Source organism: Loigolactobacillus iwatensis, assembly GCF_003950295.1.
GTDB lineage: Bacteria > Bacillota > Bacilli > Lactobacillales > Lactobacillaceae > Loigolactobacillus > Loigolactobacillus iwatensis.
In genome coordinates this window covers 14,646-34,625 of the sequence record NZ_RHNP01000006.1, presented here as the reverse complement: position 1 = coordinate 34,625, position 19,980 = coordinate 14,646, and the positions used below count along the sequence as shown (strand labels likewise).

At 42.8% G+C, this 19,980-nt stretch carries 15 protein-coding genes; 5 read left to right on the top strand and 10 right to left on the bottom strand.

Going from position 1 to position 19,980, the window contains the following annotated elements; translation table 11 throughout:
• Positions 1-191: 191 nt before the first annotated feature.
• Together EKM98_RS03015 and EKM98_RS03010 are read right to left on the bottom strand one after the other, a co-directional pair.
• Positions 192-1,154: an AEC family transporter gene (locus EKM98_RS03015; RefSeq protein WP_068222494.1), complete on the bottom strand. Its 963-nt coding sequence runs from the start codon at positions 1,152-1,154 to the stop codon at positions 192-194.
• 128 nt (positions 1,155-1,282) lie between these two features.
• Positions 1,283-2,941 (bottom strand): malolactic enzyme, encoded by a 1,659-nt coding sequence (locus EKM98_RS03010; RefSeq protein WP_263853841.1) that lies wholly within the window; start codon positions 2,939-2,941, stop codon positions 1,283-1,285.
• A gap of 175 nt (positions 2,942-3,116) precedes the next feature.
• Here EKM98_RS03010 and EKM98_RS03005 point away from each other — a divergent pair, with 175 nt between their 5' ends.
• Positions 3,117-4,001: a LysR family transcriptional regulator gene (locus EKM98_RS03005; RefSeq protein ID WP_125980466.1), complete on the top strand. Its 885-nt coding sequence runs from the start codon at positions 3,117-3,119 to the stop codon at positions 3,999-4,001.
• Between the two features lie 390 nt (positions 4,002-4,391).
• On the opposite strand, the gene EKM98_RS03000 is transcribed toward EKM98_RS03005, so the two are convergent.
• From EKM98_RS03000 to EKM98_RS02980, 5 genes are all read right to left on the bottom strand, one after another.
• The gene (locus EKM98_RS03000) at positions 4,392-5,324 is read right to left on the bottom strand and encodes a hypothetical protein (RefSeq protein WP_125980464.1); all 933 of its coding nucleotides are present in this window, start codon (positions 5,322-5,324) and stop codon (positions 4,392-4,394) included.
• A 150-nt stretch (positions 5,325-5,474) separates the two neighbouring features.
• Positions 5,475-6,284: a hypothetical protein gene (locus EKM98_RS02995; RefSeq protein ID WP_125980462.1), complete on the bottom strand. Its 810-nt coding sequence runs from the start codon at positions 6,282-6,284 to the stop codon at positions 5,475-5,477.
• A gap of 152 nt (positions 6,285-6,436) precedes the next feature.
• The gene (locus tag EKM98_RS02990; RefSeq protein ID WP_125980461.1) at positions 6,437-7,510 is read right to left on the bottom strand and encodes a hypothetical protein; all 1,074 of its coding nucleotides are present in this window, start codon (positions 7,508-7,510) and stop codon (positions 6,437-6,439) included.
• A gap of 248 nt (positions 7,511-7,758) precedes the next feature.
• Positions 7,759-8,325: an elongation factor P gene (gene efp / locus EKM98_RS02985; protein WP_125980459.1), complete on the bottom strand. Its 567-nt coding sequence runs from the start codon at positions 8,323-8,325 to the stop codon at positions 7,759-7,761.
• Between the two features lie 319 nt (positions 8,326-8,644).
• Complete coding sequence (locus EKM98_RS02980) at positions 8,645-9,001, bottom strand: iron chaperone (RefSeq protein WP_125980457.1); 357 nt, start codon at positions 8,999-9,001, stop codon at positions 8,645-8,647.
• A 528-nt stretch (positions 9,002-9,529) separates the two neighbouring features.
• Here EKM98_RS02980 and EKM98_RS02975 point away from each other — a divergent pair.
• From EKM98_RS02975 to EKM98_RS12150, 4 genes are all read left to right on the top strand, one after another.
• Positions 9,530-10,234 (top strand): ABC transporter ATP-binding protein, encoded by a 705-nt coding sequence (locus tag EKM98_RS02975; RefSeq protein WP_125980455.1) that lies wholly within the window; start codon positions 9,530-9,532, stop codon positions 10,232-10,234.
• A 10-nt stretch (positions 10,235-10,244) separates the two neighbouring features.
• Positions 10,245-12,899 carry an ABC transporter permease gene (locus tag EKM98_RS02970; protein ID WP_125980454.1) on the top strand — a complete coding sequence of 885 codons (2,655 nt, stop codon included), beginning with the start codon at positions 10,245-10,247 and terminating at the stop codon, positions 12,897-12,899.
• Positions 12,900-13,299: 400 nt separating this feature from the next.
• Positions 13,300-14,949 carry a cation:proton antiporter gene (locus tag EKM98_RS02965; protein WP_225418515.1) on the top strand — a complete coding sequence of 550 codons (1,650 nt, stop codon included), beginning with the start codon at positions 13,300-13,302 and terminating at the stop codon, positions 14,947-14,949.
• Between the two features lie 12 nt (positions 14,950-14,961).
• Positions 14,962-15,291 (top strand): glycosyltransferase family 90 protein, encoded by a 330-nt coding sequence (locus tag EKM98_RS12150; protein WP_225418514.1) that lies wholly within the window; start codon positions 14,962-14,964, stop codon positions 15,289-15,291.
• A gap of 844 nt (positions 15,292-16,135) precedes the next feature.
• Here EKM98_RS12150 and EKM98_RS02960 read toward each other — a convergent pair.
• The 3 genes from EKM98_RS02960 to EKM98_RS02950 form a co-directional block, all read right to left on the bottom strand.
• The gene (locus EKM98_RS02960) at positions 16,136-16,783 is read right to left on the bottom strand and encodes a TetR/AcrR family transcriptional regulator (RefSeq protein ID WP_125980452.1); all 648 of its coding nucleotides are present in this window, start codon (positions 16,781-16,783) and stop codon (positions 16,136-16,138) included.
• A gap of 119 nt (positions 16,784-16,902) precedes the next feature.
• Positions 16,903-18,522, bottom strand: coding sequence for an ABC transporter permease (locus EKM98_RS02955; protein ID WP_125980450.1), 1,620 nt, complete (start codon positions 18,520-18,522; stop codon positions 16,903-16,905).
• Positions 18,512-19,432: an ABC transporter ATP-binding protein gene (locus EKM98_RS02950; RefSeq protein WP_125980448.1), complete on the bottom strand. Its 921-nt coding sequence runs from the start codon at positions 19,430-19,432 to the stop codon at positions 18,512-18,514. The genes EKM98_RS02955 and EKM98_RS02950 overlap by 11 nt, the downstream gene beginning before the upstream one ends.
• Positions 19,433-19,980 lie beyond the last annotated feature (548 nt).

The following is a 19,980-nucleotide window of genomic DNA, read 5'->3' as shown; positions in this document are numbered from 1 at the left end:
TAAAATTGGATTGCAGTTTAGGTCAGTAACTAAAAATATGTGACTTATTTAATTAATCCGGCATTATTAACTCGCTATTGAACACAATCACCGCAGTAAGATAATTATTTACACAAAAAAACAGAATTCCCTTAGAAATAGGAATTCTGTTTTTACAATTCTCAATTACGCCGTAGAATCTAATCACTTTTTTAAATAAAAGTTAAAATCTCCATCAAAATTGGTACCACAATCACGAATAAAACGGTACTTGTCGTCACAACATTCGTGGCGTACTCAACATCACCGTGGGACTGGCCAACTAAGATTGGTAAAACGGCCAGGCCTGGTGTTGCTGATTGAATAATCAACGTATTTTGTTCCAGGTTGGGAATATTCGTGCCGCCGTGTTTAAAGATCAGCATAATGCCGATCATAATTGCCGGAGCAACAATGAAGCGACCCACTAACGCCCAAATCGTATCACGGTCAAAATGAATTGATTTCAACCCGGCGTCCGCCAAGACAATCCCAATGTAGATCAAAGACATTGGCGTCACGATGCCACCAACCATGGATAACGTGTTGCTGGCAAACGTTGGTAATGGTAGTCCTAACAATAACCAAATTAAGGCAACGATAAAACCAATCAGTGGTGCTGGTAACAATTTTTTCCAATTAAAGGCTTGTTTCTCAGCTTTATCACGGGTTGGATCATCATTGGAAATGAAGAAAACACCCACTGCCCAGGTCGAGATTGTGTTCATCACGTAGTAAATCAGAAAATACGAGATACTAACTTGGCCAAACAATGCCAGGTTCAATGGCAAGCCAATGAAAATCGTATTGGCGTTGACGAACATATTAATAAACGTCCCCCGCCGACCCTTGCGCACGTGTAAAACCTTGGTTAATAACCAGGCAATAATGTAGCCCGACACAAAACTAATTAGAACGTAAACTAACCCACCTGACAGGCTTGCCAGCTTGCTACGCGTCAAATTATTTAATACTGAAACAAAAATTGAAGCCGGTAAAGCAACATTCATAATTAAGAATGAAATGCTCCCCTTAAAATGGTCATCAAATTTTTTGGTTCGCCGCAGATAATACCCTAATGCAATGACCAAAATAATTTCCCCAACGCTACTTAGCGAAGTTAAAAATGCAGTCACAAGTTTATGCCCCTTTCTCTTTTCAAACGGCGTGTTCTAAAGGTACTGAATTTCCACAATGACGAGCTGGCTCGCAGATCGAAATAGGTTTAGTGAAAGAAGCCATCCTTCAGAACACTGTCATACCGTTAATTTAATGCCGTATATTTTGGTTCCCATTTCTCAGCTAAAACAGCCTGACGGACATTTTCGATCTTCTCTTTAGTAATACCTTGATCAACCGCACTTTGCGCCACAGCCTCGGCAACCGTTTGTGAAAACTGGTTTAACTTCGTGACTGGTGGCAAAACTGCCGCACCAGGCTGTTCTGGATCAACGATACCGCCTAAGGAATGGGCCGCGGCCGAAATCATTTGGTCGTTTAACACTTTCGCGTGGGCCGCCAATGTGCCTAATCCTAAGCCAGGATAAACCAACGCATTGTTGGCCTGCCCAATGGCGTAGGTTACGCCTTGATAATCAACTGGTGCCGCCGGAATGCCGGTAGCGACCAATGCCTTACCGTCCGTCCAGTTGATCAAATCTGCTGCCTTGGCCTCAGCCAATTTGGTTGGATTAGATAGTGGGAAAATAATTGGCCGTGGTGTGTGGGCAGCCATTTCCTTAATAACTGCTTCAGTAAAGGTTCCTGGCTGGGTCGACGTTCCAACTAAAATTGTTGGGTGAACTGCTTTAACAACCGCCTCTAAAGTTGTTAACTGTTCAGGATGCGCAAACTCCGCCTTTGACCGAGCAAATGGCTTTTGTTCCGGCGTTAATGTTGGATCATCAGCAAAAAGTAACCCCTGTTTATCAACTAAATAAAAATGTTTCCGGGCCTCTTCTTCACTTAGACCTTGCTGAACGAATTCTTCGAAAATGCGTTGCGTGATCCCTGCACCAGCAGTTCCCGCGCCAAAACTGACGTAAATTTGATCCGTCATTTTTTGCTTAGAAATATTTAAAGCACCTAATAAACCAGCCAACACAATGATTCCAGTTCCCTGAATATCATCATTAAAAGTTGTCATTTGATTTTTATACTTATTCAAAATTTTAGCGGCATTAATCCGACCAAAATCCTCGAAATGAAGGTAAAGATCAGGGAAAAGTTCAGTCACAGTTTGTACAAATTGATCAACAAATTGGTCGTAACGCGCGCCACGAATTCGTGCGTGGTGATTACCTAAATATTGTGGATCATCCAACAATTGCTGGCGATTTGTTCCGGTATCGAGGACCACTGGCATAACTTCACTAGGATCAATTCCCGCTGCAGCCGTGTAAACCATTAATTTACCCACGGCAATATCAACCCCTTGTGTCCCCCAATCACCAATGCCAAGAATTCCTTCAGCATCAGTCACAACAACTAAACGAATGTGGCGGCCACCAGCAGCATTCTTCAAAGTTGTTGCCATACTGGCTGGATCATCAATGGATAAAAAGGCAGCGTTTTGGGGATCAACGAATAACTCACTGTAATGTTCAATTGTGTCGGCGATTGTCGGATCGTAAACAACTGGCATAAATTCCGCAACGTGTTGGGAAAATAATTTATAGAAAAGAACGCGGTTTTCGTTAAAAATACTCATTAAGAAAAGTCGTTTCTCTAGTGCCGATGGTTTGGCCTGGTACTGCGCATAGGTCTGGGCCACTTGCTGGTCCAACGTTTGAACTGTTGGTGGCAACAAACCAATAAGCCCAAGCTGCTGCCGCTCCTCACTAGTAAAAGCCGTTCCCTTATTTAAAAAAGGATCATTTAAAATCTGCTGTGCTGCTAATTTCATATTGAAACTTCCTTTCAATTTTAATTTCGCTATTTCATACTTCAAAAGATCGACTAGCTTAAAAATTGATTATCTTTTCAAGCACATTTATCTTGATCAAATTTAACTGACATCAGTAGCTTAACGCCCAGCAAAAAAGATAGTCAACTGGCCTAGCTGTGATAAACTATATTAATATGAGAGGAAGAGATCTATGAATACGCGGGATTTAGAATACTTTGCAGCGTTGGCCCAACAGCGCAATTTCACCCTAGTGGCCAAAAAATTTCAGGTCACGCAGCCGACAATTACACTTGCCATTAAGCGCCTAGAAAGTCAGACCAATCAACAGCTAGTCATTCGTGATCAGTCCCACCATTCAATTGCGCTAACTGCGGCGGGACACATTTTTGCGAACCACATTGCCGTTATTTTGAATGAATTAGCGCAAACTAAACAAGATCTGGCCGCGATCCAGCCAACTAAGATTCGCTTTGGTTTGCCACCCATTATTGGCATTAATTATTTCCCCCAATTTACACCGGCTTTGGCGGCCGCCAACTTACTGACGAGCATCACCACAACGGAAGGTGGCTCGGCAGATTTACTGGAAAAATTAAAGCGTGGCGACATCGATATTGCCCTACTTGGAAGCATCGATCCCATTGATCACCCGGGAATTACCGCCAAACTATTGGCCCGCCAACCTTTTGAAATTATTGCTCCGGGTAATTCTCATTGGGCCGAGCAAACGCCAATTTACTTTAAAGATGTTGCCCGGGAACCTTTTATTATGTTGGCCTCTGGTTTCGTGCACCCGCAAGCCTTCGCCCGTCTCGCAAAGGCCAGCCAAACGAGCCCAGAGATTGTCTACCACACCGGCGACATCAATTTAATCAAGAATATGGTTCAACAAGGTGTCGGCCTAGGCTTTTTGGCACAAACGGCAATACATAAAAATGATGATTTGCTGGCTATTACTTTGGCCGATGCCGATCAACCCCACTTTAATATTTACGTTGCCTACCGCGCCAACCAAGTACTGACGCCGGAAAAACAGCGCGTCATTGAAATCTTGAGTGGCCCGGAGAACAGTTGATGGCGAATAAGTCAGCATGAATTTTTGCTATCCTATTTAACTTGGTGCGCGCTTGAAAATAGTTGCGTGAAAAGTTCAACGTAAAGTGCTTGTTTTCATATAATTAAAAAATAAATTCAATTGTTCATTCAGAAATTTGCTAAAACTCAAAAAAAGGTATTGCCGGCGAACCCATTTCGGGTCGGATGGCAGTACCTTTTTGAATTATTTCATAAACCACTTTAAACTTATTAAGCAACTAAGTTCACGCTAATTCTAAAATTTATTAATTTCACGAGAACTAGTCACTTTCCCTTTTAGTTGAAAAAATGTTCTGCTAAAGTGCGCCTACTTAAACAATGGGTAAATCACAAAATGTCAAATCAACCTGCCATGAGTAAAAAATCATTTTTATTTTACCATCCCTTTAACTGCCCGGCCTGATATCAATGGCAGCACAATATACGGTGGCATGATTATGACTAACAGCATTAAGCTGGCGCCCCAAAAGCCTGTGGCAAGCGAGAACTTAGCGGCCAACAACCATAAGCTCCAACCTAGGATAAATAATAGCAGTGCCGTGCTAAAAATAGTGGCTAATTGCTGATTTATTTTTAGACCCCGTAATTGCGGCAAAAATAGCAAATAAGCAATGACCTGGATTAATAAATTAAGTAGCCCGTTGATCAACGGCCACAAGATTTCCAGCGAATATCCGCCGCCATTAAAGGTGAAGTGAATGATAAGCTCCCCAGCAATTAGTAAAAGAAAGGGGAGACCACAATTGATCCCGATTAGGTAACGCTTAACTGCTTTCGGGCTGCGCTTAACCTGCCTAATTCGACGGTTGCCAAAAAATTGATTAACTTTCTTCCAAAAAGGTTTGTTCAGATGTCCAGTCTTATTCACCGTAGCCGCCGAACTATCTAGTACCACTGTTGGCCGTAAGCTAGGCCGCCAATCACGCCCCAAATAAAGTGCATCAATCAACGTCAATATCCCTGCGCTGGTGACGCCAATCCAACGAAAAGCCTGATTCACCGTTGCCTTGCCTACGCCACCTTCATCGGTATAAGTATAGGGCAAGGTATACTGCAAAATTGCGATGCCGTGCAATACACTGATTATGAGTAATACTATTACCACCCACTTACGGTGTTTGGCGGCCATAAAAGGTAACGCGACGTGGATAAAAGGAATACCAAAAGGAATTAAATAAAGTCCCACGGTTAAAATGGCAAACCAAAAATAACTGCCATTCATTAGGTAAAAGTCCGCCGTTTCCCGTACCATCAGAAAAGTTAGCCCGAATAAGACTGCGGCGGTTGTTAATTTTTTCGGCATCGGTATTCGTCCCTTCCGCGATTAGACTGGAGCAGGTTTGAAAAAGTGTTTAAATTTTATTCCCCAATCGAGGATTAGCTACAACAAGAGGTCGCTTTTTCAAACCCATTTACGCCTAGGCCGCTGGCAAAAATATTTCTCCAACCTCCACTAAACGCGCCGTTTATTTCTAAACAAGCGCTGCAGCATTGTCGTTGCCACACCTTTTCTTTTAGCACCACTGGCGTCAAAGTTATGTAAGACGTAGTTAATTCGTTTGCCCGTTTTAAAGTACAGTACGATATCGTTGGTCGTTTGCCGAACGGTCCAGTAAAAAGGCTTTCCGTGGCGCTGCAATAAAACGGCCACAAAAACGAATTCCTCCGTAAAATTAGTCTGAATAAATTTTTTAATTGCGGCAGTATCATAACCGGTTGCTTTATAGTCGCCAAGACTATCCTTAACCCGCTGCTGCGTAATTTTCTCCCACTGCTGTTGTTGCTCTTTTGACAAGGTATTTAACACTCGTTCAAAGGAGTGGCCCAGGTTTGTTTGCTGAATAATAACCGCATTTTCGGCATTAATCGAATAGGCGACCCCGACTTGCAGTGTGGCCGGAACGTCCTGAAATTTAGTCAATAATCGGCGACGCACAAGTGCTTGCCGAAAACTAAGACCAATTTTTACGATTAGTGCAACCTCCCAAATAAGTGGGATTGGTTTAACTACAAACTGGGTTGCAATGAAGTAGAGCACTTTAAAATAGTCCGTAAGACTGCCCGATCCGCTACTGAAAAGTAAGCCTTCAAACAATATAATCGCTAACCAGGCCAGTACCCCTAGCCACACAATCACCGTCACAAGATCGCCCAGAATAGTCTCCGTATCTAGTGCACGCTTTAACACGTGCCGCTCTGGCAGAACCGTTGTCAGTTCAGTCCGTAAAGTTGGCCAATCCGTTGAAAATTCATTTTCTTTCATTATCTTCCCCCCATTCTCCCTTGCTATTGTTTCAACCACTTGACCCGTAATAACGAATTAAAGCACGTCGGGTAATTCTTCCCTATTTTTTTACCTAAACGTGCTTGAAAAACACGGTAATCTGAACGCTCTTTAAAATATGCCTAGTTTTTTCACCTAAATAAATTATTATTAGGAAACACTGGCGGAATAAAAATATCAACCGTTGTTCCAGCGACACCTAAAGCTGCTTTGCCCTTATAGGGGGCAAGTAACGTCAGTTCACCGTAAATCACGGAACTCCCTAACAACACTAATATTAATAATAAAAGGCCCACTAAATAGGTTTTACCCCGCCGCCCTTTAGGTACTTGAAGCAAACGACTAATGAATAAAGGCCAGCTAAGTAAAATAAGTAAGGTGCCAAGTACAAACACAAAGTCCAAATTGGCCCCAACTAATGGCGATAACGTTCCAAACTCTGGCAAACGAATTCCACCAGACCCATTAGCATACGGCGTAACCCGAACAGTGGTCGCCTTACGCTGGTAAACATTCACGGCCACTTTTCTAACAACTTCTTGGGTCAGGCCATTTTTATTTTTAAACTGAATGGTTAATAAATCAGTAGTGTCAGGGCGGCTGGCCGAGCGACCATAAACGATCTGCCGCCGCTGAACAATTTTGGCCGGCACACTTAAGCCATTATTTGCTTGCTGCGCATCGTAAACAATTGGTTGCAGGTAATTTAGATAACCGAAAAATCCTAAAGCACTAACTAGGCCAATAAATAGGCCATTTCGAATCTGATCCAACCTAGTCCGGTAACCTTGTCTTTGTTCTGTACTAGTCGCCCTTTTTATTCGGCGATGGTAAAAAAGACGAATGAACGTTCCAAAAGCCAAAAACAAGCTCACGGCAAAGATAACAAGCCAAAATGGATCAAAACGCTGATTTTTCAGAACTAGTTGCCCGTCATCCGTTCGCCGATAAACCGGCTTAGTCACCCCATTTGGTGACGACTGAATTTGGCGGTAAGTTTTCTTATCCACCAGAACCATTCGGTGATCCCGCAGGTATCCCTGATACCCGGTCACGCGGCCAACATAATTTTGTGAAACCCGGACCGTCTGAATTGTTTGCGCACCAAGTGATCGAAGTGGCGCCGTCAGTAACGTAATACTATAAAATAAACCAACAAGCGCACAAATCGCACAAATGGTGTACCGTGACTGCGCTGAATACATTTAGAAAACCCACTATTCATTTTAAATTTATAATAGATTAAGATTAGCATAATAAGTCCCGTAAATATATATCAGAATAGCAGTAAAAAAGCCCTTCCAAATGGAATTATTTTCCAGCTGAAACAGTTTTGGAAGAAAGTGCGCCTAAAATAAAATTTAACCACAAAAAAAGACCGACACTAGGCCGATCTCCCTTACTATTTAAATTGGCGGGTTGTGAAAAATCACTTGCGCCACTTCTTATTCGCTTATTTACCTGAACGTTTCAGATAAGCGCCGCCCTTTTGCGTATTAATATCAAGGGTTTCGCCTACTTGAATGAAAGCTGGCACGTTGACAACTAGGCCTGTTTCCATCGTTGCGGGTTTGCCGGAGCCAGTGGCTGTAGCGCCCTTAATGGAAGGCTGCGTTTCCGCAACTTTCAACTGAACAGTAGTTGGTAACGTCACACCAATAACTTCTTGTTCGTAAAAATCAATTTTAACTTGCATTCCTTCAAGCAAGAATTTCATTTCTGCCGAAATACTTTCAGTTGGGATTTCATATTGTTCGTAGGTTTCAAGATCCATGAACACTGCCGAATCATCCTGCAAGTATAAGTACTGGGCATCCTTAGTTTCAAGAACGGCCTTTTCAACTTTTTCTTCTGGGCGCATTGTTGTTTGAACAGTTGAACCAGAACGAATATCATATAACCGCATCTGCATCACTGTATTACCTTTGCCGGGCTTATGGTGGTTACTTTCTAGTACTTTGATTAACTTACCATCTTTCTCAAAAGTCATACCAGCTCTAAGGTTAATTGCTTCAATCATGATGTTATCTCCTTTATGATGGAATTTTCGGATATACCACACCAAAAATTCCGTATCGATTAAATTATTGGGTAGTCCGCATCCAATCAAAACGCTCATCTTCAAGCGAACGCTCTCCAATAATGCCTGTTTTGACGACCACTTCATTGGTGCCTAATTCCCTTTTCTTAGTTTACCACGTTAAGTACTGATTAAAAAATCTAAATTTCAACGTTCGGGTATTGGCAAACCAATAACTACTATTAATACTTCCGGTTCACTTTTAACGTAGGCAGTGATTGGAAAAGCAGACCCCTATACTCTTTCATCTAAAAAGAATCTAACTATCTTTTAGGATGTTTTCCAATAACTCGTGAATTAGATCCGTTGGTACTGGCTGGGAAAAAGTAATATTAATGCGCTTTTGCCCAGTTGTGTACCCAGTGTGCTCGGCCTTTTGGCGAATGGCCTCTGGCAGGTCATCTGCGCTTGTAAAACTAACGTGGGCCTTATAGGCGGCAAAACTAACCCGTTTTTTCCCGAGTAGATAGAAAGGCTGGCCCCAACTAATTTTTTCTTCGGCGGTCGGTAAATCAGTCTTTACAATGGTTCGCAGTTGACCCAATAGTGGTTGCGCCTGTGGTACTGCTTTATTAATATAATCAGTAACGTCTGCTACTTCTGGTTTTTTTGGCACGTTATCGTCTCCTTAAATAACCCTGTGTTTCGTTTTAGAATAATCACGGAACACCCTTTATACCAGTATTTCATCACTAAAAATTTACTGCCAGAGAGTGGAACAAAAATCCTAGCCGCTTACCGAACATTACTCTAGAACGTAAGCCCAAAACCGACTTTTGTTCCACTCCCTACCAAATTAATCGGCGTGAAAATCTGGTCACTAAAAAAAGGCCAACCTTGAATGAAGTTAGCTTTTCTTTAAGGTATATCACTAAGCTATTTTTGTTGTTACTTAACATAATTAGTATAGTAATAAAAGCGCTTTATATCAATGCCAATTTTGTGATTATTTTATGTTTAAAAATGATATTATAGCGTTAAACGTTGCTCTTTTGTGAATACGCAAAGCATAAAGCATAAATTTAATTATCCTTTACTACTCGATTAACTATTTCTCACTCACAGACGTCAGCAATAATGATGTAAGCCTTTTATCACGTGTCCTTTTAAAGTAGACTTAAAGTACTAAGCAGGAGGTTTCTAAATGACAAATTTTATTGAAATAAAACACGCAACTAAGGCGTTCCAGACTGGTACCACCACTGTCTTAGCCAATAATGATATCAACTTTACAGTTAATGAAGGCGAACTCGTTGTGATCCTTGGTCCTAGTGGCGCTGGAAAAACTACCTTGCTCAATATTCTAGGTGGGATGGACTCGCCGACTTCTGGTCAAATCATTATCAACCAGCAGGATATTGCCAAATACGATCAGCATTCATTGACGGCCTACCGTAGAACTGACGTTGGTTTTATTTTTCAGTTCTATAACTTAGTGCCAAATTTAACCGCCAAAGAGAACGTCGAACTGGCAACTGCTGTCGCTACTGATGCCTTGCCGGCCGAAGATGTACTCAAACAAGTGGGCCTTGAGCGCCAGCAAGTGAATTTTCCAGCACAACTATCAGGTGGCGAGCAGCAGCGCGTGGCGATTGCTCGGGCACTGGCCAAGAATCCTAAGCTGCTACTCTGCGATGAACCAACCGGCGCGCTGGATTTTGAAACTGGTAAACAAGTCCTCCAATTATTGGAAAACGCCAGTAAGCAGTTGAATAAAACAACGATCATCATTACGCATAATTCGGCGATTGCGCAAATTGCCGATCGCGTGATTCAGATCAATGACGCCAAGGTTAAATCAATTCGGATTAACGAAAACCCGCTACCTGTTAGTCAGCTTGAATGGTAGGTGTTATTAAATGAAAAATAACGTTTACCTCAAATCATCTTTTCGCGACATTAAGGCGTCACTAGGTCGCTTTATTTCGATCATTCTCATTATTTTGATGGGTGTTTTACTTTTTGTTGGCATTAAATCTATCGGCCCGGATCTTGAAGCAACGGGCAATCAATTTATTCAACAAAAACAGTTATCCGACTTACAGATTATTTCGACTGGTGGTCTAACCCAAAAGGATCGCGCACTCGTTAAACAACTGAAGCACGCCCATGTCGAATTAGGCTATAGTTTTCCTTACTTAGACAAGGCAAACCAAAAGGACATTCAAGTTTATTCACTGGGTCAAAAACAGAATCGCCTGACGCCAACCAAAGGCCGTTTGCCAAAGAAATCTTCGGAAATTGTCGTTGATCAAAAATTGGCTAGTAAAAAGTTAAAGCTCGGTAGCACACTCAAAATTAATAACCAACAATTAAAACGGCAAAGCTATCAGGTCGTTGGCTTCGTCCAGTCACCACTTTACATTGATAACGACGAGCGTGGCGTTACCACCATCGGCGACGGCCAAATTGATGGGTTTGCCTATTTACCTAAATCTGCCTTCAAAACTCAGGCTTATTCACTTATGTCCGTGCGTTTTAGCGATCTAGATAAAATGAACGCTTTTTCCACTGCTTACCAAACAAAATTAAACAAAAAAATGGATCAGTTACGGCCCCTTTTTGCTAACCGCGCTCAATCGCGAAAGGTTGAGCTGCAAGCGATGGCCAACTCCAACATCGCTAAAAATGAACAAAAACTCCAAAACCAACAAACGAGATTAACTGCCGCTAACACGCAATTAAAGCAGCAACTGGCAGCCTTAACCAGCGCTAACCAACGGCAGTCTACTGCTGGGCAGCAATTACAGGCCCAACAAGCCACCCTGGCTGGGCAGCAAAAACAATTAACCGCTGCTAAACAGAAATTAACGGCAGCCAAAACTAAAAACACCAACTTGGCAAAACCAACTTACCTTTTAAATGATCGCCAAACCAATCCTGGTTTCGCTGAATTTCAAAGCTTGGCGGACCGAATTGACGCGATCGCTAATATTTTCCCAGTTTTCTTTTTCTTCATTGCAATTCTGATTACCTTCACTTCAATGACACGCATGGTTGAAGAAAAGCGAAAGGAGATCGGCACGCTTAAAGCCCTGGGTTACCGCAACAGTGAGATTGCGGTGAAATACATTCTTTACGCCTTTTTGGCCGCCTTCACCGGTGTTGTTTTAGGTGTCCTCATTGGTGCTAAATTATTACCCGTTGTCGTCTTTACAATTTTAAAGGCGCGTTATATTTTCACGGATTATCCGCTGCATTTTTACTTTACACCAATCATTCTTGCCACCATTGCGGCCTTAATTGCAACACTGGGGTCTTCATTAGGAACGCTTTTACGTGATTTACGGGAGAAGCCGGCTGAACTCTTAGTTGCTAAGGCGCCAAAGGTTGGCAAACGTATTTTGCTTGAACGAATTACACCACTTTGGTCCCGCTTTAGTTTTAACCAAAAAATTACTTACCGAAATCTATTTCGCTATAAATCGCGAATGATTCTAACCATTTTGGGAATTGCCGGCTGTACCGGCCTAATGTTGGCTGGCTTTGGGCTCAAGGACTCAATTTCTGCGCCGGTGGAGAAACAATTTAGCGAGATCATGCATTACGATTTGGTGGTGACGCTAAACGCAAAAACCAACGCCGCGCACCCAAATGCGGCCCAAACGGTACTGAAAAAAAGTAATGCCGTTAAACATACTTTGCCTGTTTTCAGTAAACAAGTCACGTTCAAAAAAGCCAGTACAACTGATCAAAACGCCAGTTTATTCGTAACCAGCAACGCGAAAAAGTTTGCCCAGTACGTGACGCTTAAACCCGCCGGAAAAGCGCCGGTTGATCTAACAAATCAGGGCGCCGTGATCAGCCAGCATCTGGCGGAACTCTACCATATTAATCCTGGCGATCATTTGACCATGCAGCTGGCTAACGGTAAGTTCGTTCGCCTACGCGTCAGTCAAATTGGCGCCAACTACATCGGCCACAACGTTTACATGACGGCCAAATATTACAAACAAGTCGCTGCAACGAGCAGTCCGGCCAACACTTACTTGGTTAAAACCAACGATCACTCACTGGAACAATTGACCAAGAATTTACACAAGGTGCAATCAGTGATCCGCACAACTTCAGTTAAAAGCCAAATTGCACAACAAAATAAGACAACGGCCAGCCTTAATTCAGTCGTCCTCATCTTTATCGTTTTATCTGGCACCCTGGTCTTCGTTGTCCTATACAATTTAACCAACATCAACATTTCCGAACGAATGCGCGAACTTTCCACAATTAAGGTTCTCGGTTTCTTTGACAATGAAGTGACAATGTACATTGTCCGAGAAAACATTATTCTAACCCTATTTGGCACGCTATTTGGTTTTGGAGTCGGCAATGCTTTAACGTGGGCAATTCTAAAATTGGCGTCCTCCGATACGATCGTCTTTCCATTAATTATTCACGGTTCTAGTTACGTGATTGCTGGCCTAATGACCTTCGTCTTTTCGGCAATCGTCCTCATTGCCACCCACTTTAATTTAAAACATATCGATATGCTCGCGGCACTGAAGGCAAATGATTAGAGTGTTTGAAAAAGCGTTTAGCTTCTGAGGATTAGCCTAAACTGACGAATTATCTGTGAAACAGATGATTTGGCGGTTGTAGCTACTATTCCGCAATTGAGGATTATTAGCTACAACCGCTAATAATCTTGATGTTTCATACGTTGTCCATTCAACTAAGGCAAAAAACCGCCAAGTTGAAACATGGCAACCGGAAGAAGCTGCTTTTTCAAACACGTTTCAGAAGAGAGGAAAAAGCGCCCAGCTTCTGAGGATTTCTGACGTTGTCGATCGAACTAGGATAAACCAAATCAATCTAGTAAATTCTAATAAAAGTATTTTCTAAACACTACCCAGACCTGCGTAAGTACTGGTAAAATGCGACTTAAAGATTATTCATTTTCAGAAGGAGGGCCTACTCATGTCTACACTTTTCTTCATTTTATCGCTTTTATTAGCGGTAATTGTGGCCAATATTATCTTTCGCCATTTTGCCAAAGTGCCACTTCCAATTTATTTAATTGGTCTGGGAATTGTGCTCGCTATTTTTCCCATATTTCGAAATTTCACTTTCGACCCTAGTCTCTTTATTTTGCTAGTCATCGCGCCATTACTTTACGACGAGGCGCAATCTGCTTCACGGTATTGGATTGGTCGCGGCGCCATTAATATTTTCTCGTTGGCCATTATGCTGGTTGTTGTCACCGTGCTAATTGTTGGCCCGGTACTTCATGGCTTGTTTAGCTTCATCCCCCTAACGCTGGCGTTTGCCTTAGGTGCGATTGTTACGCCTACTGACGCGGCGGCCGTTAGTGCTTTAGCACCGGAGAATCCTGATTTTAAAATACCGCTGACTATTCTAAAAAATGAATCCTTGTTTAACGATGCTTCGGGTATTGTTATTTTTGACCTTTCATTAGTGGCCTTCACGACTGGTGCTTTTTCATTTAGAACGGCCTTAACCACTTTTGCCGCCGAATTTATTGGCGGTCTCGTCATTGGTGTCATTATTGGTTTAGTAACGCGCTCAATTTTTCGCTCGTTAATCAGTTTGGCTGACGATACGCCTCTAATTATAGTGACACTGGATTTAATCATGCCGTTTTTAATTTATTTTGTCGCCCAACAGCTACACTTTTCTGGAATCCTGGCAGTTGTTGCGGCCGGCCTAGTTCAAGGATCAGAACAGGACAAACTTCGCTTAACTTCCAGTCGCGTGCAACTTGTTCGTGCCAATGTTTGGGAAATGATTACCGGACTTTTATCCGGCATTGTTTTTGTATTACTCGGCGTTTCCCTGCCAACGGTGATCGCACAAATCTTAGCCGGCCAACCAGGCTTAATCTGGTTACTTATTCTGGCCGGGGTCGTACTTTACGTGATAAAATTTGGCCTGCGTTTACTGTGGACCCGTTACTTAGTTTGGATGCACATTTCCAGCAAACACCGCTGGCGGGACAGTTGGCTGATGGCGTTCAGTGGTATTAGTGGCACAATCTCACTGTCACTGGCCTTTTTACTACCTGAACGTATCCACGGCCAACCGTTTGCGGCACGTTCTTCGTTAATTTTTATTGCCACCGTTGTTATTTTGCTTAGCCTGCTGCTGTCCACAATTTTATTACCCAAGATTGTAAAAGGAACCGCGTCAACCGAAACCAATGACCTGAAATGGTGGACCCGCGAAATGATTATTGCCGGTATTAAGGCCATTCGTAACAATCAAGAACATCCCGCGGAAGCCTCGATTGTTATTGATACCATTAGTCAACAGCTTACCCAAAATCACTTACGCCACCCCCGCCAAGAACGGCGAATTTTGCTAGTCGCTAACGCTGCTGAACATGAAGCCATCGCCAAGTTACGCAAAGCAGGTAAAATTACGTCTGCGGAAAGTTATTATTACAAACGCTTTTTGGATCTGAGTCTATTCACGGTTTCCAGTAATCTCTTGAAAAATATTTTTCTACGAATTCGTTTTGGTATTCAAACCGCCAGACGCCGTGAATTACGGGTCGGTGAAAATATGTTTTTTACTTCACCACTGATTTCAGAACAGCTTTACTGGTAAAAAGCTTTTGAAATGCACCACGAAGATATTCGTCCCCTTGAGGAAGCTGGTTTTACAGCGGCCATGACAGCTCTGGAAGAATTTAAGCATAAGAATCTCGCTCAGGAATTACACGTTGTCCAACGATTTTACCGTGAGCGGCACCGGCGAATGAATTTACCGGCACCCTCAAACAACGTCATGTACGGACTTTTTCTCCAAGTTTTTCACGCGGAATACGAATTTTTTCAACAAGCAATGACTTCTGGTCGGCTATCAACTGAATTGGCCGAACAATTACAACAGCACCTGGTCTTTGATGAAATGGCCTACATTCATAATCGGAATACTTTTATTAATTAAATTAGAGAGTGTTAAAAAAGGCGTTCAGATTATGGAGTATAGCCTAGCTAGACGAAAAGAGACGCGCAGCGGATCGTTCGACTAGCGTAGCTATACGCAATAATCTGCCTTTTTTAACACGTTTCAGAAAAGAGAGGGAAAAAGCGGTTAGATTATGGAGTATAGCCTAGCTAGGCGATAAGAGTCGCGCAGCGAATCGTTCGACTGGCGTAGCTATACGCAATAATCTGCTTTTTCAAACACGTTTCAGAAGAGAGGAAAAAGGCGTTCAGATTATGGAATATAGCCTACTACTTCGCAATGAAGGAGGAATATTACTAGCTTCGCTTACGATGTCGATCGGACTAGAATGAACCAAAGTCCGAATCGCAGCGAAGAACGCTAATATTCTTTGATGCTACGAACGTTGTCCATTCTTGTGGCAAAAACTAGGGAGCACAGTTATAAAGTCCATAACTGTGTTTCCGCGACTAAGTTCGTCTCGGTCACCGCAAGAAACATGGCAGCTAGACGAAAAGAGACGCGCAGCGGATCGTTCGACTAGCGTAGCTATACGCAATAATCTGCCTTTTTTAACACGTTTCAGAAAAGAGGAAAAAGCGTTCAGATTATGGCGTATAACCTACTACTCCGCGATAGAGGAAGGATATTAGCAAAGAATGTTAATATCCTTTGATGCTACATACGTTGTCCATTCAACTAAGGCAAAAGGCACCTTGGTTTAACGATCGCTTGGCCAACCAAAATAAAATCCCCACTACTGGACCAATTCCAATAGTGGGGATTTTATTTTCATTTTTAGGTCACAATTATCGTGATTCGGTCAATCAACAGGAGGAACCCCTTATTTCGCAATAAATCCATTTTGGAGGATATCTAAATAACGTTTGGCGTGATCAATGATCTCATCAAACTCGGCAATGGTCGCGTGGGGGTGCTTTTTCATGAAGGCGCTGGATTCTTGGCCAATAGCGGTAACCACCATGTCCATCATGTGCTGAATGTCTTCAATCGTAATTCCTGGGCGCAGGTTCAATCGTTTTAAAACAGGCTCTAGTAACATATCGATTGCGTCACTGGTTTTTTGCGTGTACATTTTCGCAATCTTAGTCTTCAGTGCGGCGGGCAAATCATCACTGGGGGCATAAGCACTCATGGAAAGCTCAAATTCATCGGGAAACTGCAGTTGCAGCTGAATCTTGTAACGTGTGGCCTTAACCACCATGTCCGTCAGATCAACCGCGCTAGTCCAAACGCTATAATCAGCCGCAGCCATCACGCGTTTAAGCGCAAATTCTAAAGTTGCCAAATAAAGTTGCGCCTTATTCCCGTAATAACGAAAGACGATACCCTTTGATACTTCGGCCACGCGAGCAATACTTTCTGTTTTGGCGCCACGATAACCTTTTTGGGCAAAAATATGCAGTGCGCTTTCCATAATTCGTTGAATTTTGGCCGGATCTTTCGGAATGGCTTCCTTTGTTTGCGTCATTAATTTCTCACCTTTTATTTGTTGTTTAAAGTGTCAGCAGAATCGTGCAAATTCAAATTTTAGATAAGACCGTTTAAAGGCCTTTTCAAACTCGCTAAACTATTCTTATTTTACTCGTTTTAATTTTCTAGTAAATCGCGGTGGGCGTAACAATAATAGCCAATCAGCAATAAAACGGCCGCTAACCCGGTCATCCACCAGAAAGTTCCCCACTGAATTTCACTTAAAGGCACCCGGTTAACCCAGCCGTAAGGAGTTAACTGCTTGGCCCATTTTGGTAAATCAAACAGGCCCCCTAAATATAGGGAAAAGACGCCGTAGATTGGAACTACCCAACTGAGTGCTTGTAGCCGTGGTAACAGCCCGACCAACACGGCCGTAATTCCAAGAACAACGAGTACTGCAGGTAAATAGCCCACAAAGGCACGTAAAATTCGTGTAATGGTGAGTGGGTGCGTCATGCTGGCCGTACCTGAAATCGCCATGCCCAGAACGCCTAAAAATAGCGCCATTATGCCGTTGATTAACGCCACGGCAACGTAACTACTGTACAAACGAGCCCGGGAAACCTGCTTGGCGTGAATCTGTTCCAGCCAACCTTTACGTTCATCACTATTGAGTTTCAAAAGCGTAATCATCGCTGGAATTGAGCCCACCACCGCAAAAATAATTGCCAGTGTAGCCGCGAAATTCAGAATTACCGTCCGGTTGGCCACATTAACCGCTGCAGTTCCTAATACTTTAGCCATCACTGGATTTGCTTTCATCAAATCGCCAACCGTCCCAAAGATCGACCCATAACTAACGCCCAACACAAATAGCCCAATCAGCCAAATAATCAAACTGGTTCGTTCCAAACGAAAAACCAAACTAAATGGTCCAGCTAATAGACGAGAGGCTCGTTGTCGACCAGGTCGATTAGGCAATAAACCAGCCGTGACGTCACGTTTAGCGCTAGCAAAAAAAGTAACCCCTAAAACAAGCACTGCTAAAAGAAGCATCAACACAATCGGTAACCAATTATTTTTACCATAAATAGCTAATTTTTCAATCCAACCGTACACGGTCCACCAGGTGTTATCCGTATTTTGGACATCGGTTAGCATCCGCGCAATATACAAAACGCCCAGAACCAAGTAACTCAGGCTGGTAGCCCCGCGACTATTACTGGCCAACTGGGACATTAACAATGAAAAAGTTCCAAACATGAAACCAAAGGCCGCCAGACCAAGGCCAAAAAGCCAATCTCCGGTAATGTCAGAGCCCGTCATACCAGCCCCTTGAAGTGCTAAGGCTGACAAAACACCAACCATTAAATTAATGATTAACAATTCCAAAGTTGCCGCAATCAACGGACTTTGTTTGCCAACTGCGTGGGCCCGGACCAATTCCAAAATACCGTTGTCCTCCTCAGTACGCGTGTTGCGCACGGCAAAGTAAATCGACATCATTGCGACTATCAGGCCCATGAAGACCATCATTTCCGCCGCATAAACGGCCGCTGGTGTGTAAGGTGGTTTGGCAATAAACGGGCCAAATAAGGACACCATTGCCGGGCTCTTCAAAGTCGTCACAATTGATGCCAAGGCACTTTGAGTTCCGTAAATACCATCAAATTTGCCCGCAGCGGCACCCATCAGACCAACGATTCCTAAAAGCCAAAGCCCAATCGGTAACCAATCCCGGCGCAAGTAAAAGCGCGTTAAATAACCACTCTGGCTAACTTGGCTATTTCGCATGATCACTCACCTCCTGATCGTGGTTATAATAACGTAAAAATAGGTCTTCCAATGTAGGCGGCGTGCTCTGTAAACTAACAATTTGCCGTGGCGCCAACGCCGTCATAATTGCACCAATACTTTCTGAATCAACGGCGAAACTAACCTTATTAGTCGTTCGCTCGTCAATTTTAAAATTATGAATGCCTGGTAATTGGGCAAAATCAGCTAGATCCTCCTTAGTTTTAACGGTTATGACTGTTCGCGTTAGGTGCCGCATTTCATCAAGTGTTCCCGTTTCAATAATTTTACCCTCACGAATAATGCCAATTCGATCACACATCCGCTCAACTTCCGAAAGAATATGGCTAGAAAGTAGGATGCTCTTGCCCTGTTTCTTCAGGGCTAATACATTCTGCTGAAAAATTTCTTCCATTAGCGGATCCAATCCACTAGTCGGCTCGTCAAAAATATAAAAGTCGGCATTGGTTGAAAAGACCGCAATCAAAGCCACTTTCTGCCGATTCCCTTTTGAATAAGTTCGGGCCTTTTTGGTTGGATCTAACTCAAATTGTTTAATTAGGGCGTCAGTTTTGGCCGTGTGCTTTTGTTGATTTAATTTGAGGAACAAATCAATAATTTCGCCACCACTTAGATTAGGCCACAAATAGACATCTCCAGGCACGTACGCCAAGCGAGCGTGAATTTTAACCGAATCGCGCCAAACATCCTGGCCAAAAATGGTCGCCTGCCCACCAGTTCCGCGCAAAATACCCAGTAAGACGCGAATCGTCGTTGATTTACCAGCACCATTCGGGCCGATAAAGCCAAAGACTTCCCCTTCTTTCACATCAAAAGTAATATCCTGCAACGCCTGAAATTTACCAAACTTTTTTTGTAGATGCCGAATTTCTAAAACTGTATTTGCCATTTTAGGTTCCTCCTAAGTTTTCTAACGCTTATTTTGTACAACCATAAAATTCTATTTGTGTTGGCCAATTCGTTAACCCAACCGATCATATTTACGCTAACAAAAGGCCTTGCTTTAACTTACCGCACGAGTATATTCTGGTTTGACCAACAAGTCAATGACTATGTAGTCAATACACTATTTTTATTTTTGCGGCACTATTTGACTATAAAATAAAGCGCAGCCTGACCAAAAAATGACAAAAAAAGCCAGACCAAATGGATATCCCTGGGGATTAATTCCATTTGAGCCTGACTTTTTTTAATTTATTTAGTTTTTGCGTGTAAAAAATACTTCACTGATAGTAGTGCTCGTTGGGAAAATACTTTTATTAGTACTTTCCTGACTAATTTAGTGGAAACGTGTTTGAAAAAGCAGATTCCTGCGTATAGCTACGCTAGTCGAACGATCCGCTGCGCGACTCTTTTCGCCTAGCTGCCATGTTTCTTGCGGTGACTGAGACGGGCTTAGTCGAGGAAACACAGTTATTGACTTTATAACTGTGCTCC